Origin of the sequence: Corynebacterium sp. CCUG 65737, assembly GCF_024454115.1 — a bacterium.
GTDB classification, from domain to species: Bacteria; Actinomycetota; Actinomycetes; order Mycobacteriales; family Mycobacteriaceae; genus Corynebacterium; species Corynebacterium genitalium.
On the sequence record NZ_JAGPZB010000012.1, the window covers coordinates 57,881 to 71,783 of the forward strand.

Sequence of the window (13,903 nt, forward strand, 5' to 3'; positions counted from 1 at the left end):
GGGGCCGTCGATAAGCAAACTGCTCTAGACTGCATGCATGCAGCCGACCACGACGATCACCACCCGCGTCGCGCTCCCCGGCGTGGAGAATGAGGAGCTCGCCGCTCACGACTTGGGCGGCGGGCATTTTGTGGTGGCGTCGGTACCTTTCCTGGACACGAGCCTGGCCGTGGGTGACATTGTCGAGTGCGTTCGGGTGGGCGGCCATCTGCATGTGAACCAGACGGTGGTCAAGGGCGGCGCGGAAACGGTTCGGATTCTCATTCAGGAGCCCGGCCCGACGGATATCGCGGAGACTCTCCTGGCGTTTGGGTGCAGGGTTGAGGTTGGGCCTGGGGGGATGTTGGGGGCGTCGATAAGCGTGGACGCGCCGAGGGAAGGCATCCGCGAGTGGCTTGACGGCCTGGAGGCGCAGGGCATCATCTCGTTGGCGTAGGTACTGTGGGGGCCATGAGCGTCTATGTGTCCTCCGAAGACCTGCGTGAACAGATCCGAACTGGCGAAAAGCTCACTATTCTTGCCGCGTTGTGGGATGCCCGTGAGGGCCATGCGTGGTCGAAATTTCAGTCTGAACACATTCCAACCGCCCTGTTTTGCGAGCCTTCTTTGCAGCTCGTCGGCATGCCGGGCTCGCAGGTGGGCCGCAACCCGCTGCCGACGCTAGATCGTCTCATCGAATCGTTCCGCGGTTGGGGGATCGAGCCTGGCCGCCCGGTAGTCATTTACGACACTGGCCAGGGGATTTTCGCGGCTCGCACGTGGTGGACGCTGCGGTGGGCCGGCGTGGAGGACGTCCGCATCCTCGACGGTGGATTCGCCGCGTGGCACGCGCGCGGCTACGAAACGGTCGCCGGCCCCGGCCCCGTCGCTGTGCACACGGAGCAGGAGGTCAAGCCCGGGTCGCTGCCGACGGCGGACATTGAGGATGTGCGCCGCTACAAGAGCACGCTTATCGACGCCCGCGAGCCCTCCCGCTTCCGCGGCCAACGCGAGCGACTCGACCTGAAGTCCGGGCACATTCCGGGCGCGCGCAACCTGCCTGTCGAGTCGCTTTTCGACGATTCCGGCAAGATCCTGGACAACTCCCACATCCTCGAACAGTTCGCGAAGTTGGGGATCACCCACGACACGGATCCCGCCTCGGCCATTGCGTACTCCGGGTCAGGCAACCACTCCGCGAAGTTGCTCGCTGCGATGGCGCACGTTGGCCTGCCGGTTCTTACCCACTACATCGGTGGGTGGTCGCAATGGTCGGCGGATGCGAGCAACCCGGTTGAGCGCGAGGTGTAGCTCGGGCGGGTTTTCTGGTCCTGATTTGATCGGAGCCTCCGCGGTGACTGTCGGCCCCTACTACTAGAGTGCTTATCGATGGGTCTCGCACTATTCGCTCTGTCCGTACTCGCCCTTGCCGGGGCGGGCGTTTTGTGGCGCGCGGATGCGCGAGCGAAGAAGGCTGCTCGTGCCGCGAAACCGGTGCGACCTGTGGAGGGGGCCGCACCGGGTTCGCCAGAACCTGCGACCGAGGCCGCCGAGCCTGTTGCCGCTGAGCCTGGCGCGGTTCCGGAGCCGCCGGCTGAACCAACTGTGTCCGAGGCCGCGGCGGCGGAGCCTGCCCCGGCAGAACCCGCCGCGCAGCCGGCGCCGACTGAGGAGTCGGCTCCTGTGGAGTCTGCTGAGGAAACGCAGTCGCAGCCCGAGCCTGACCCCGCGCTCGAGGAGGAACGCGAACCGGAGCCGACCCCCGAACGTGAGGCCGAGCCAACGGCGAGAAAGGCGTCCACACGTTGGAAGCTGCCGAAGCTCGGAAAGGCCGCAAAGTCTGCCAAACGCGGAAACTCCGACGTGTCCGCCGAACCCGCCGAAACCGATCCCGCCGCTCAGGACGAACCCACCGCTGAAAAGCCAAAACCCAGGACCCCGAAGAACCGCAAAGCTTGGCGCGAGTGGGGTGAGGAGAACGGGTTCACCTACGCCAAGGAAGATGAGTTTTTGGCGGATGAGTGGACGCGGGGGGCAGCGTCGTCAGGCGTTGTGCTCAAGGACGTGCTGACCGGGACGCGCTTCGGGCATGAAACGCGCATTGCTGATATTGCCGGGACGCCGGTGGTGGCGATGGGGACGGGGATGCCGAGTGATGTTGTCGTCGATATGCGGCGCGGCGTTGAGGGGCCGGCGGAGGACCTGGTGAAGGTCTCTGAGCTCGAAGGGTTCACGGTGCTGGCGTCGGATGCGGGGCCGGTTGAGCGGATGATTGATATCCGTGTGCAGACGGCCGTCGAGATGCTTCCGGCGCAGGTCACGGCGGTGTGGTTCGAGACGGAGTGGGTGATTGCGCAGCTGGACGAGCCTGAGTGGGACGACGTTTTCGCCCCGCTGGCGCTGCTTGCCGACGCAGCGCGCACCCTCCCCCCGCAAACCTGGCCGACGCTGGAGGTGGCCAGCCCGTCGCGCGAGATGGGGGAGCCGCAGATGCCCAGCGCGGCGCAACCCCAGGAACCCGAGGAGCCGTCGCGGCCGCAAGTGGTGCGCCCGGAAGATCCCGTCGAAATGCCCACGCGTCTCACCGGCGGCGCGCGCGGCCCAATCGAGGACCGCGAAGTCGGATCGGACGAGGTCAACGCCATCGCGACGGGCGAGCGCAGGCGCATGCTTAACGACGGCACCCGCGTCACCCGCAAACCCCTACCCCCTTCCATCTTCCGCGACGGGGGCAGCGAGTCTGAACGCTGAACAGCTACCCTGGGGAGCATGAATACTCCACAGCAGCCTGACTATGCGACCCCCGCGCGTGACTTCAATCCCGCGAACCCGACTGGCAAGCAGTACCCCGAGGGCACCCACCCGGGGATTAACCCGCGCGACAAGGCCCGTCTTGCAGAGCTGGTGAAGGAGCTCGCGGTCGTGCACGGCAAGGTGACGCTGAGCTCCGGCGCCGAGGCAGATTACTACGTTGACCTGCGCCGGGCGACTCTGCACCATGAGGCGAGCGCGCTGATCGGCAAGCTCATCCGCGAGATGACCTCCGACCTCGACTTCGACGCCGTCGGCGGGCTCACCCTCGGCGCGGACCCGGTCGCCACCGCGATCATGCACGCGGCCGGTCGCCGTATCGACGCGTTCGTCGTCCGCAAGGAAACCAAAAAGCACGGCATGCAGCGCCGTATCGAGGGCCCATCCATCGAGGGCAAGCGCGTGCTGGTCGTTGAAGACACCACGACTACGGGCAACTCGCCGCTCACCGCCGTCGAGGCGTGCCGCGAGGAGGGTGCCGAGGTGGTTGCGGTCGCCACCGTCGTCGACCGTGCCACGGGTGCCGCCCAAGCGCTTAACGACGCCGGCCTCACCTACCGCCACCTCCTTGGCCTCGAAGACCTCGACCTTGGATAACCCCGAGTCCGACCGCGGCCCGCATGACCGCGGCCCCACCGAGTGGCAGGAAGGCCGCCACGGTGTCGGCCCATGGGAAGGGGAGTGGCCCACTGATCCCCGTTACGACCAGGATTTTCTTCGGGACGGCGATCGCCGCAACGTTGTCGATGCCTACCGGTACTGGTCGCTCGAGGCGATCCGGGAGGATCTGGATCAGCGGCGGCACCCGTTCCACGTCGCGATCGAGAACTTCGAGAACGACATGAACATCGGCACCGTCGTCCGTACGGCGAACGCTTTCATGGCGGAGACGGTCCACATCGTCGGTCGCAAGCGGTGGAATCGGCGCGGGGCGATGGTGACTGACCGCTACCAGCACATCATCCACCACGAGACAGTGGATGACCTGCTGGAATGGACGACCGAGCGGGGCCTTGCTGTCGTCGCGATCGATAACACTCCCGGCTCCGTGCCCCTCGAGACAGCCGAACTGCCCCGCGATTGTGTCCTCTTGTTCGGCCAGGAAGGTCCCGGCGTGACGGCGGAAGCCCAGGAGGCGGCGGTGATGACGTGTTCGATCGCGCAGTTCGGATCGACACGGTCCATCAATGCGGGGGTTGCGGCTGGGATTGCGATGCACACGTGGATCCGTCAGCACGCAGACCTTTCCCACGCGTGGTGAGGGCAAGCGGGGCCGCCGCAGCGCCGGTGAAATTGGTGCCGGGCTCGGTCCGGATGTCCCGTGTGCAAAAGTTGACATTCCGATGATATTGGTAGAGCGCTAGAAATTCTCTACCTGCACGTTTGTAAGCATAAGTTTGAACGCATGTAAAGTTTTGCGCAGCGCAGTCACTCGAACGCCCCGCGGGCAACACGGTAGAGGTGGATGGGTTGCATGTGATCCATGGGGCGGGCGGGGTTGAGTTCGGGATGGACCCTACGGTGCTAGACACGCCCACAACGCGCCGGCATGTGACACACCCCCAGCGAATCTCATAAGTTCATGGAAAATACTTGCGGGAGAATGTAAAACCTAACGTGGGCATTGAAAGCTGCGATAATTAGAACGGCATTACTAGAGATCTGTCAGGTAGGAGATTCGTGAACAGTGGGAACGCTGGCCCCGTGCCGGAGACGTGGGCGCACAGGGCGGATTTGGCGGAGATGGCGATTCAGGATCGTCACGCTTCGCGCCTGTGGGGGCTTCCCCGAACGAACCTGGCGGTGACGGCGTGGCCGCCAACGGCGCGGGAGAAAACGTTCGCGACGTGGCATTACTGGTGGCAGGCTCACTACCTGGACTGCTTGATCGACGCGGAACAGCGCCGGTCGACAAAGGCCCGCCGCGCGGTGATCGTGCGGACAATGCGCGCGATCCGGATCCGCAACCGCGGCAACGTGAGCAAGAACCGCTACTACGACGACAAGGCCTGGCTCGCCCTGGCACTCAACCGAGTGACGGATTCGGAGCAGGTTAGCCGCCCGAAGCAGTTGGTCGACCTGGAGTTCAATATTCTTGCCGGGCTGGATTCGTTGACCGGCGTGCTGCCGTGGCGCACGGACGAGAACTTCTTCAACGTCCCGGCGAACGGCCCTGCGGCGATCATGATGGCCCGCACGGGCAGGGTGGATAAGGCGCGCGAGGTGCTGGACTGGATCTTCACCAACCTGCACGCGGATAGCGGGTTGATTCAGGACGGCATTCGTTTGCTTGTCGACGGCCCCCGCCCCACCTCCATCACCTACACCTATAACCAAGGCACGGTCCTGGGCGCGGCGCTCGAGATCGCGCTGGCCTTGGAGGATCAACCCGAAGCGCAGATGGAGTACATCGCGCAGATTCGTGCGCTGGTGCAGGCGATCGGGATGCACGCCGCGACCCCGGCCGGTGTGATTGATAACCCGGCGGACGGCGGGCCTGATGGGGCGGCGGCCGGCGACGGCGGCCTGTTCAAGGGTATCCTGGCCCGTTACCTCGCGGATGTGGCGCTGCGCCTGCCGGACGACCCGGCCAACGCCGCCACCGCCAAAGCCGCGGAACGGCTGGTCATGGCCAGTGCGGAGGCGCTGTGGTCGAACCGTCTCGAAGTCGACGGGTTGCCGATCTTCCCTGCCCGTTGGACGCGGGGGGCGAGGTTGCCGCATAACTATGGGATGGGGCCGGCGTCGATAAGCGAAGCGGTGAGTGCGCCGCGCATTGCTGAACGTGATCTGTCGGTGCAGCTGTCTGGCTGGATGCTTCTAGAGGCCGCGGCGAAACTCGCAGCGAGGTGAAAGCTGCTGCGCCGGGGCTGCAACACGGGCATACTGGGGGTGTCAGACGCACGCGAGTGAAAAGGACTCCCCATGCCTATTGCAACCCCTGAGGTTTACAACCAGATGCTCGATACGGCCAAGCAGGGCGGCTTCGCCTTCCCAGCCATCAACTGCACGTCCTCGGAGACGATCAACGCTGCTCTGCGCGGTTTCGCGGAGGCAGAGTCGGACGGCATTATCCAGTTCTCCACTGGTGGCGCGGAGTTCGGTTCCGGCCAGTCGGTGAAGAACAAGGTCGCCGGCGCGAAGGCACTGGCTGCGTTCGCGCACGAGGTCGCGGAGCACTATGACATCAACGTCGCGCTGCACACCGACCACTGCCAGAAGGAAGTGCTGGACGAGTACGTGCGTCCGCTGATCGCGATCTCGCAGGAGCGCGTGGACGCCGGCGAGCTGCCGCTGTTCCAGTCCCACATGTGGGACGGCTCCGCTATCCCGATCGACGAGAACCTGGAGATCGCCCAGGAGCTGCTGGAGAAGGCGCGCAAGGCGAACATCATCCTCGAGGTGGAGATCGGCGTTGTCGGCGGCGAGGAGGACGGCGTCCAGGCGAAGGCCGGCGCGAACCTGTACACCACGCGCGAGGACTTCGAGAAGACCATCGACGCGATCGGCACCGGCGAGAACGGCCGTTACCTGCTGGCTGCGACCTTCGGCAATGTGCACGGCGTGTACAAGCCGGGCAACGTGAAGTTGAAACCGGAGGTGCTGGAGATGGGCCAGCAGGCCGCTGTGGAGAAGCTCGGCCTGTCCGCGGGCGACCAGCCGTTCGACTTTGTTTTCCACGGCGGTTCCGGTTCTGAGCCGGAGAAGATCGAGCAGGCTCTGTCCTACGGTGTTGTGAAGATGAACGTGGACACCGACACCCAGTACGCCTTCACCCGTCCGGTGGCATCCCACATGTTCGAGAACTACGACGGCGTGCTGAAGATCGACGGCGAGGTGGGCAACAAGAAGGCCTACGACCCGCGTTCTTACATGAAGAAGGCCGAGCAGTCCATGGCTGACCGTGTTGTCGTGGCCTGCGAGAACCTGAAGTCTGTGGGCAAGACCGTGTCCAAGTAAGTCCAGTTAAACACTCGTTTTTCTCCGTTCAAGGCCCCGGTTTGACTGGGGCCTTTACCATGTCTGTATGGAGAAGATGTCCACCCGGGAGCGCATCGTGGCCGTCGAGAATTCGATCGGCGCGCGGTTTCGGCGTGTGCGCCAGCGTCTGCTGGCGGCTATTCAGGTGGGCATTGCGGCCGGGTTGGCGTACTTCATCGCGCATGAGTGGGTGGGGCACCCCCAGCCGTTCTTCGCGCCGATTTCCGTGGTCATCATCGTGGGCATCTCGGGTGGTGACCGCATCAACCGCGCCTTCGACATGGCCCTCGGTTGCATCCTCGGTGTCCTGGTCGGTGATTTCCTCTTCGCCCCGCTGGGCACCGGCGGTTGGCAGATCGCGCTGGCGGTCGGGGTGTCGTTGCTGTTCGCGGGATTCTTCTCGAAGTCGGTGCTGGTGGCGAATCAGGTGGCCATCGGCTCGATCCTCATCGCCACAATCATGCCGCCCGACGCGGACGTCACCGGCATCGACCGCACGATTGACGCGTTCATCGGTTCCGCAGTCGGCCTCGCGGTGATTGCGCTGCTGCCATCAGCGCCGCTCGCGACAGCACGCCACGAAATCTCCAACGTTCTGCGCGTGCTCAGCAGTGTGCTTAACGACGTCTCCCACGCCCTCCTCACACAAGACCCCACCCAAGTAGCCGAAGCCTTGTCGGCCATCCGCGGCACCCAGAACGACATCGAGGCGATCACGGCTGCCACGAAATCCGGCCGCGAATCTGCGCGGCTATCTCCGTTTCTGTGGCGCTCCCGCCGGTACGTCGACGCGCTAGAGAAGATGGTCACGCCGACCGACAACGCAATCCGCACGACGCGTGTGCTGGCCCGCCGTGCCCTCGTCCTGGCCGAGGACAACGACCCTGTCTCCCCGAAACAGATCTGGATACTCGACCAACTGTCCGCCATCACGTTGGACCTCGCCGCCATCCTGGACGTCAACGCCAAGATCTCCCAGGCGCAGGGCGTGCCCGCGCTGACGAACCGGCTGCGCGACCTAGCTGCCGAAGCTGATCTTGACGTTCTCGACCCGTCCGCCCAGCCGCCCGGCGGGGCTCCGGAGAGCGTGTTCTCCCGGTCGGACTCGTCGACTCATGCGCCTGCTGCTTCTTCTCCTGGCGACAGTGGTAACTCGTCACAATCCCGGCCCGCCCTTTCTGCGGCGGTGGTGCTGGCGCAATCGCGCTCCCTGATCGTTGACATGCTGCAGATCTGCGGGTGGTCCCGCGAGTCCGCCATCGCCGTCCTTGCGCCGACGTCTGAGACCCCGGCATACGAGCCGGACTTGCGTGAGTCCCGCAGGCCCGGAGCTGAGAATGCAGGGGATCCCGAAGGTGCCGAGGACTCGGAGGATAAGGACTAACCGGCCTAACTCTGGGCGGCTTCGTCCGCCGGCTGGAATACTACTGGGCGATTTCCGGAATACTGCTCACCTATACTTGCAGGTCAAAAGCATGCGATCTAGCGAATAAGCTCGAGCAGTATTCCAGCGGCTAAGCGGAGGAGCGGGCGCCAGGGGAGCGGGGCGCACGGCTGGGAGGGGCAGGGCAGACAGGGGAGCACTGTAGTCAAGGCGCCACCAACGTCCGGGCACGCGAAAGGCCCCAGCCGAAGCTGGGGCCTTTCTCCAGAAAGAGAGACTACTTAGCGCTAGGCGCTAAGCGGCGTTTTTAGCGCTGGTCCTCCGGGCGGATGTCGCGCGCGGTCTCGTCGACAACGTTGCCATCGGTCTCAATGCGCTCCTTGGCGACGTCCTCGGTGACCTGGTGGGTCTCACGAACGGTGTCCTTGTCCAGGGAGACCTTCTCGACCGGGACGGACTCCTTGGAAACGTTCACGCGGTCCTCGTGCAGGGTGACGGATGCTTCCTGCTCGCCGAGCTGGCCGTCGTAGTTAGCGCGGTCTGCCTCGGAGATCGGCTCGCGGGTAACGCGGACCTCTTCACGCTCAACCGGAACCTCAACGGTCTCGGTCTCGTGAACGACGTACTTGCGCAGGCGGACCTGGCCGGACTCGACGCGGTCCTTGTCAACGTTCAGCTGCTCCTCGGAGCGAACGATGGAACCGTCGTTGTCTGCAGCAACGCCCTCGCGGTCAGCGAACTCAGCGCGGTCGCGGTCAGCAGCGTGCTCGCCGTAACCAGCGCCTGCACCGGCAGCAGCGCCAGCAGCCGGAGCGCCGGTCTCGTACTGGGTACGGTCCTCAACGCCCTCGAGGCCGTAGTGGCGGTAGAAAGCCTCCTGGTCAGCGTTGGTCAGGTGGCCGTTCTCGTCCAGGTCCGGGGCGTCCTCGATGCGGTCCTTAGCGAAGGCCAGGTGCAGCTCGCCGTCCTGCAGGGAGTGGCCGCGCAGCGGGACGATGGAGTCGCCGCCACCGAACAGGCCGTGGTTGACGGAGACGAAGTCCGGCTGGCCGGTGGTGTCGTTAACGTAAACGTCCTTTACGCCACCAACCTTGTCGCCATTAACGTCGTATGCAGTTGCGTTTGCAAGGTCTTCAATGCGGTTGTAGTCAGCCATGTTGGCGTGTTCTCCTTAAGTGGTTTGTCGAAATCGAACAACCACCAACGTAGCCATGGATCGCTGCGGCTGCACCGGCGGACCCCCACTGCCCATAGATCAATCGAAAGATTGAGGGCGCACGTCACAGAAATGGTTAATATGTCGCGCCATAAACGGTTACCAGCGCAAACGTGCAGGTGTGCACTCGCAGGTAACTAACGGACAGTCTCGCCCAGGTAACGAAAAGGTCACAGGCCGCCTGTAAACCCGATAATGTGAGATAAATCACATATCGGCGGAAAGCGGCACCCGGGAAAATTCGCCGTCGTTTTACGCGGAGGACCCTCCCGTGAACTAAGCCCGCACTGCCTGAATATCCCTCAAGTGCCGGTAGAACGTTACGCGGTTGGCGGCCCTCGGCGCCTGCGCTCCGTCGACGGTGACAGCGATCGCCGGCCCTCCGGCCTGGAGCGCTCGCCCGGACAACACGGTCGAGGGATCCGTAACCGACGGCGGCACGTCGCGCCGGAAACGCCGCCGCACTCCGGACGCGGGAGTCACCAGTTGGGCGGCGGCCAGGCCGGGCGCGCCAACTGTCGGCACGAGCCGCACCCCGTAGGGGCCCGGCACACCCGGCGACGCAGACTCGTTGAACAGCAGCACGTCTTGGTCGACAACAACCTCACCTATATATGGGCCTCCATCGGCGCTGCCAATAACAGCAGACCCGGCGACGACGACACCGGAGTCATTCCGAATGCACGGCAGCGGCGCAACGCCGCCCGACACGGCCAACGCGACTGCATCGGACGTAGATAGTTCAGACAACCCCCACAGCACCGCAGCCGGCGACCCCACATCAACGGGTACGTAGGCGACCTCGGCCCACATATAGTCGGCCCGCATCATTCGCGTCAGTACAGCTCCCAGGGCAGCATCAGACCCGGACACCACGACCCGTAAGCGCTCTAACGGCGCCTGCCCGGCCAACGCCGGCTCCCCCATGTGCGGCACCGACGGCGAGGACGTGATCTCCGTTAGGGAAGGAACGGTGCCACCGGGCAAAAGCGACGCGGCTAAAGAGTCGAGGAAGGTGAGGTCGCGGCGGGTGGGGACGTCGGCAAGCGAATGGGCGGAAGCGCCTGGAACCGTGACCCCGGACGCGCACGCGCAATGAATGAGCTGCATGCGCATCACGCTACAATGACGCTGGAATTTGACGCGAACCAGCGCAAAGGAGCGAATCATGGCTGCGATCATCATTGTCGGCGCGCAGTGGGGCGACGAGGGCAAGGGTAAGGCCACGGACATCCTCGGCGGCAAGGTCGATTACGTGGTCAAACCCAACGGCGGCAACAACGCTGGTCACACGGTGGTCGTCGGCGGCGAGAAGTACGAGCTCAAGCTGCTGCCGGCGGGCGTCTTGTCTGAAAACGCGACTCCTGTGCTGGGCAATGGCGTGGTGGTCAACCTCGAGGCGCTGTTCGAGGAGATCGACGGCCTGGAGGCCCGCGGCGCCAACGCGTCGCGCCTGCGGATCAGCTCCAATGCGCACCTGGTCACGCCGTACCACCAGACGCTCGACCGCGTGCAGGAGCGATTCCTGGGCAAACGCGCGATCGGCACGACGGGGCGCGGCATCGGTCCGACGTATGCGGATAAGGTCGCGCGCGTGGGCATCCGCGTGCAGGACCTGTTCGACGAGTCCATCCTGCGCCAGAAGATCGAGTCCGCCCTGGACGTGAAGAACCAGATGCTGGTGAAGATGTACAACCGCAAGGCCATCGAGGTCGACGCGATCATGGACTATTTCATGGGGTACGCCGAGCGCGTCAAGCCCATGGTCATCGATGCGGAGCGCACGCTTAACGACGCCCTCGCCCAAGGCCACCACATCCTCATGGAAGGCGGCCAAGCCACCATGTTGGATGTTGACCACGGCACCTACCCGTTTGTGACCAGCTCGAACCCGACGGCGGGCGGCGCGTGCGTCGGTTCCGGCATCGGTCCGACGCAGATCACGGGCGTGCTGGGCATTGTCAAGGCCTACACCACGCGTGTGGGTGCGGGCCCGTTCCCGACGGAGCTCTTTGACAAGTGGGGCGACTACCTGCAGGAAGTCGGCGGCGAGGTCGGCGTGAACACCGGTCGTAAGCGCCGCTGCGGCTGGTACGACGCCGTCATCGCCCGTTACGCCGCGCGCGTCAACGGCTTCACCGATTACTTCCTGACCAAGCTGGACGTGCTCACCGGCATCGGTGAGATTCCGATCTGCGTGGCCTACGACGTCGACGGTGTGCGCCACGACGAGATGCCGTTGACCCAGTCCGAGTTCCACCACGCTGAGCCGATCTTCGAGACCATGCCCGCGTGGGACGAGGACATCACCGGTTGTCGTACGTTCGAAGAGCTGCCGCAGCGCGCCCAGGATTACGTTCTGCGTCTCGAGGAGCTCTCCGGCGCCCCCATGTCCTACATCGGTGTGGGTCCGGGCCGCGACCAGACGATCGTGCGCAACGACATCATGGAGCGGTGAAAGCTTTTCGCTTTTCGACGGAGCCTTCCCAGTCGACTTTTTTGCTCCATCAATGAAGTTATTGCCATGGGGACTATCCGGCAATGTCCTGTACGTGATAACTTCTAAGCTGTATACCGCCTTGGAACAGGCGGAGGCGGCCATGTGGGCTCGGTGCGAGTTCCGGAGGAAGTGAAACGATTCTCACGGAAGATGTCCGGGTCTCGGGCCAAATTGCAAATCACGATTGGGAGCGACCCTTGAAAGATCAACAACGCGGCGTGCAAATTGCTGGCCTGCTCAGGACTTTGGTTGCCGTAGTGACGGCATTTGCTCTGTTCATTACAGGAGCCATGTTCAATCTTGTGCCGAGCTCGGAGGCCCAGGATGCTAACCCGGCGCCTGTGACCTTCGGGCAGCCGACGGTCACCCAGAACGGTCAGCCGATTGACAAGCAGCTCGACACGCGTGACCGAGTCAGCCTCAGCTTCCCGTGGACGGCAAACGGCACCATTGAGCAGGGCCAGACAATGTCCATCGACTTCCCGACAGAGATCCTGCCGCCTGCTAACAAGCTGCCGTTCAGCGTGTCGGGTCAAGAGGCTGGGTCGTGCGAAGTGCAGGAACGAACCCTGGTTTGCACCTTCAACCGGGACATCAATCAGGATAGTGTGACTGGCTCGATCGGCCTGAATGTGGGGCTCGGTGAGACCCCGGGCCCGGATTGGAAGTTCAACACCGTACCGGGCGGTGAACCGCTCTCCGTTGCTATCCCTGGCGGCAGCGTGGTGCCGTACGTGCTGCCGGACGGCAAAGAAGACCGCGTTTCGAAGTACGGAACCATCGATTACGCAAACAATGTCATCGACTGGACGATCATCATCCCCGCTGAGAACCTCACTGATGAGAACGGTCAGGCCAGGTCTGTCCGCATCACTGACCAGCTGCAAAGCCGAAACCACGCGTACGTCGGGTTTGATGACCCCAACAGGGTTGTCTACGTCTACCAGGAGGATCTGAGCCGCGAGAATCAGGCGTGGCCGAACAGCAACGTCACCGCCCAGGATGGGGGTCGCGGTTTCGCTGCGGACATCGCCCCTCAGAGGGGTGGCTGGAACCCAGAGTGGGATCTGAAGATCACCTACCAGACGGAATTCGTCGGTGACCCGAAGGACCGTGATAAGTTCGAAAACTCGGCGAACGTCGTTGTTACTGACTCGCAGGGCATCGAGACCACGACTGCGGCTGAGGAGCGCAACGCTGGGGAGCACACCTACGACGCCGCTGCTGCTGCAGCGGGTGCGGGTGTTGAGCGCGGCTCATTCGCACTGACGAAGACCGTGATCGGTGAGCAGGAGTGCATTGCACGAATCGAGGAGCCCTTTACGGTCCAGGTCGACATCGACGTGAGGGACTCGGTCGGGCCGAACTTCCAGTTCCCGGGAACGGTCAAGCAGACTGAGGCGCAGCCCGCCGACGGCAAGATTTCTTATACCGCGGCCCTTCGGCCCGGTACGACGCTCACCGGTTACGACTCTCTGCCGCAGGGTTCGAAAGTTACCATTACTGAGGTGAAGCCGGACATCGCAGGTGTTGAATTCGCTGATCCGGATTACAGCCCGGGCCAGACCGTGACGATCGAGAACGCCGCAGAGAATGCGACTATCGAGCTGACCAATAGGATCGAGTCTTGTCCGCAGCCTACAACGGAACAGCCGGTGCCGACCACGACGGAGGACCAGCCGGAACCGAGCACCACGGAGGAGCAGCCGGAGCCGACGACGACTGATGAGGAGCCGGAGCCGACGACGACTGATGAGGAGCCGGAGCCGACGACGACTGATGAGGAGCCGGAGCCGACGACGACGGAGGAGCAGCCGGAGCCGACCACCACGGAGGAGCAGCCGGAGCCGACCACGACTGACGTGGAGCCGGAGCCGACCACGACTGACGTGGAGCCGGAGCCGACCACGACTGACGTGGAGCCGGAGCCGACGACGACGGAGGAGCAGCCGGAACCGACCACCACGGAGGAGCAGCCGGAGCCGACCACGACTGACGTGGAGCCGGAGCCGACCACGACTGACGTGGAGCC

General features: G+C 64.0%; 12 protein-coding genes. 10 read left to right on the top strand and 2 right to left on the bottom strand.

Features of this window, described 5'->3' with window-relative positions:
- Nucleotides 1-37 precede the first annotated feature (37 nt).
- From KBX17_RS09560 to KBX17_RS09595, 8 genes are all read left to right on the top strand, one after another.
- Nucleotides 38-436, top strand: a complete 399-nt coding sequence (locus KBX17_RS09560; protein ID WP_255996123.1) for a DUF4265 domain-containing protein — start codon at nucleotides 38-40, stop codon at nucleotides 434-436.
- Between the two features lie 14 nt (nucleotides 437-450).
- The gene (locus KBX17_RS09565; protein WP_256003765.1) at nucleotides 451-1,290 is read left to right on the top strand and encodes a sulfurtransferase; all 840 of its coding nucleotides are present in this window, start codon (nucleotides 451-453) and stop codon (nucleotides 1,288-1,290) included.
- Between the two features lie 78 nt (nucleotides 1,291-1,368).
- Nucleotides 1,369-2,730 carry a hypothetical protein gene (locus tag KBX17_RS09570; RefSeq protein WP_256019586.1) on the top strand — a complete coding sequence of 454 codons (1,362 nt, stop codon included), beginning with the start codon at nucleotides 1,369-1,371 and terminating at the stop codon, nucleotides 2,728-2,730.
- 18 nt (nucleotides 2,731-2,748) lie between these two features.
- Entirely contained in the window at nucleotides 2,749-3,387 is a 639-nt protein-coding gene (gene pyrE, locus KBX17_RS09575) for an orotate phosphoribosyltransferase (RefSeq protein WP_256019587.1), read from the top strand.
- Complete coding sequence (locus tag KBX17_RS09580) at nucleotides 3,359-4,051, top strand: RNA methyltransferase (protein ID WP_256019588.1); 693 nt, start codon at nucleotides 3,359-3,361, stop codon at nucleotides 4,049-4,051. Before pyrE ends, KBX17_RS09580 begins: the two co-directional genes overlap by 29 nt.
- 443 nt (nucleotides 4,052-4,494) lie before the next feature.
- Complete coding sequence (locus KBX17_RS09585; protein WP_256019592.1) at nucleotides 4,495-5,643, top strand: glycoside hydrolase family 76 protein; 1,149 nt, start codon at nucleotides 4,495-4,497, stop codon at nucleotides 5,641-5,643.
- Between the two features lie 72 nt (nucleotides 5,644-5,715).
- Complete coding sequence (gene fbaA, locus KBX17_RS09590) at nucleotides 5,716-6,750, top strand: class II fructose-bisphosphate aldolase (protein ID WP_255999030.1); 1,035 nt, start codon at nucleotides 5,716-5,718, stop codon at nucleotides 6,748-6,750.
- Between the two features lie 67 nt (nucleotides 6,751-6,817).
- On the top strand, nucleotides 6,818-8,155 hold the full coding sequence (locus KBX17_RS09595; protein ID WP_256019589.1) for an aromatic acid exporter family protein: 1,338 nt from the start codon (nucleotides 6,818-6,820) through the stop codon (nucleotides 8,153-8,155).
- A gap of 307 nt (nucleotides 8,156-8,462) precedes the next feature.
- On the opposite strand, the gene KBX17_RS09600 is transcribed toward KBX17_RS09595, so the two are convergent.
- Nucleotides 8,463-9,311, bottom strand: coding sequence for a DUF2382 domain-containing protein (locus KBX17_RS09600; RefSeq protein WP_255996114.1), 849 nt, complete (start codon nucleotides 9,309-9,311; stop codon nucleotides 8,463-8,465).
- A 336-nt stretch (nucleotides 9,312-9,647) separates the two neighbouring features.
- Nucleotides 9,648-10,481, bottom strand: a complete 834-nt coding sequence (locus KBX17_RS09605; RefSeq protein ID WP_040424155.1) for a hypothetical protein — start codon at nucleotides 10,479-10,481, stop codon at nucleotides 9,648-9,650.
- Between the two features lie 58 nt (nucleotides 10,482-10,539).
- Here KBX17_RS09605 and KBX17_RS09610 point away from each other — a divergent pair, with 58 nt between their 5' ends.
- Nucleotides 10,540-11,829 carry an adenylosuccinate synthase gene (locus tag KBX17_RS09610; protein ID WP_255999033.1) on the top strand — a complete coding sequence of 430 codons (1,290 nt, stop codon included), beginning with the start codon at nucleotides 10,540-10,542 and terminating at the stop codon, nucleotides 11,827-11,829.
- A 299-nt stretch (nucleotides 11,830-12,128) separates the two neighbouring features.
- Nucleotides 12,129-13,903: hypothetical protein (locus tag KBX17_RS09615; protein ID WP_256019590.1), on the top strand; the 1,775-nt coding region annotated here is incomplete at its 3' end.

Excerpts from the sequence above, each read along its gene's own strand:
- pyrE (WP_256019587.1), top strand. The coding sequence starts at position 2,749 with ATGAATACTCCACAGCAGCCTGACTATGCGACCCCCGCGCGTGACTTC.
- KBX17_RS09600 (WP_255996114.1), bottom strand. The coding sequence starts at position 9,311 with ATGGCTGACTACAACCGCATTGAAGACCTTGCAAACGCAACTGCATAC.
- KBX17_RS09560 (WP_255996123.1), top strand. The coding sequence starts at position 38 with ATGCAGCCGACCACGACGATCACCACCCGCGTCGCGCTCCCCGGCGTG.
- KBX17_RS09610 (WP_255999033.1), top strand. The coding sequence starts at position 10,540 with ATGGCTGCGATCATCATTGTCGGCGCGCAGTGGGGCGACGAGGGCAAG.
- fbaA (WP_255999030.1), top strand. The coding sequence starts at position 5,716 with ATGCCTATTGCAACCCCTGAGGTTTACAACCAGATGCTCGATACGGCC.
- KBX17_RS09570 (WP_256019586.1), top strand. The coding sequence starts at position 1,369 with ATGGGTCTCGCACTATTCGCTCTGTCCGTACTCGCCCTTGCCGGGGCG.
- KBX17_RS09595 (WP_256019589.1), top strand. The coding sequence starts at position 6,818 with ATGGAGAAGATGTCCACCCGGGAGCGCATCGTGGCCGTCGAGAATTCG.
- KBX17_RS09605 (WP_040424155.1), bottom strand. The coding sequence starts at position 10,481 with ATGCAGCTCATTCATTGCGCGTGCGCGTCCGGGGTCACGGTTCCAGGC.
- KBX17_RS09565 (WP_256003765.1), top strand. The coding sequence starts at position 451 with ATGAGCGTCTATGTGTCCTCCGAAGACCTGCGTGAACAGATCCGAACT.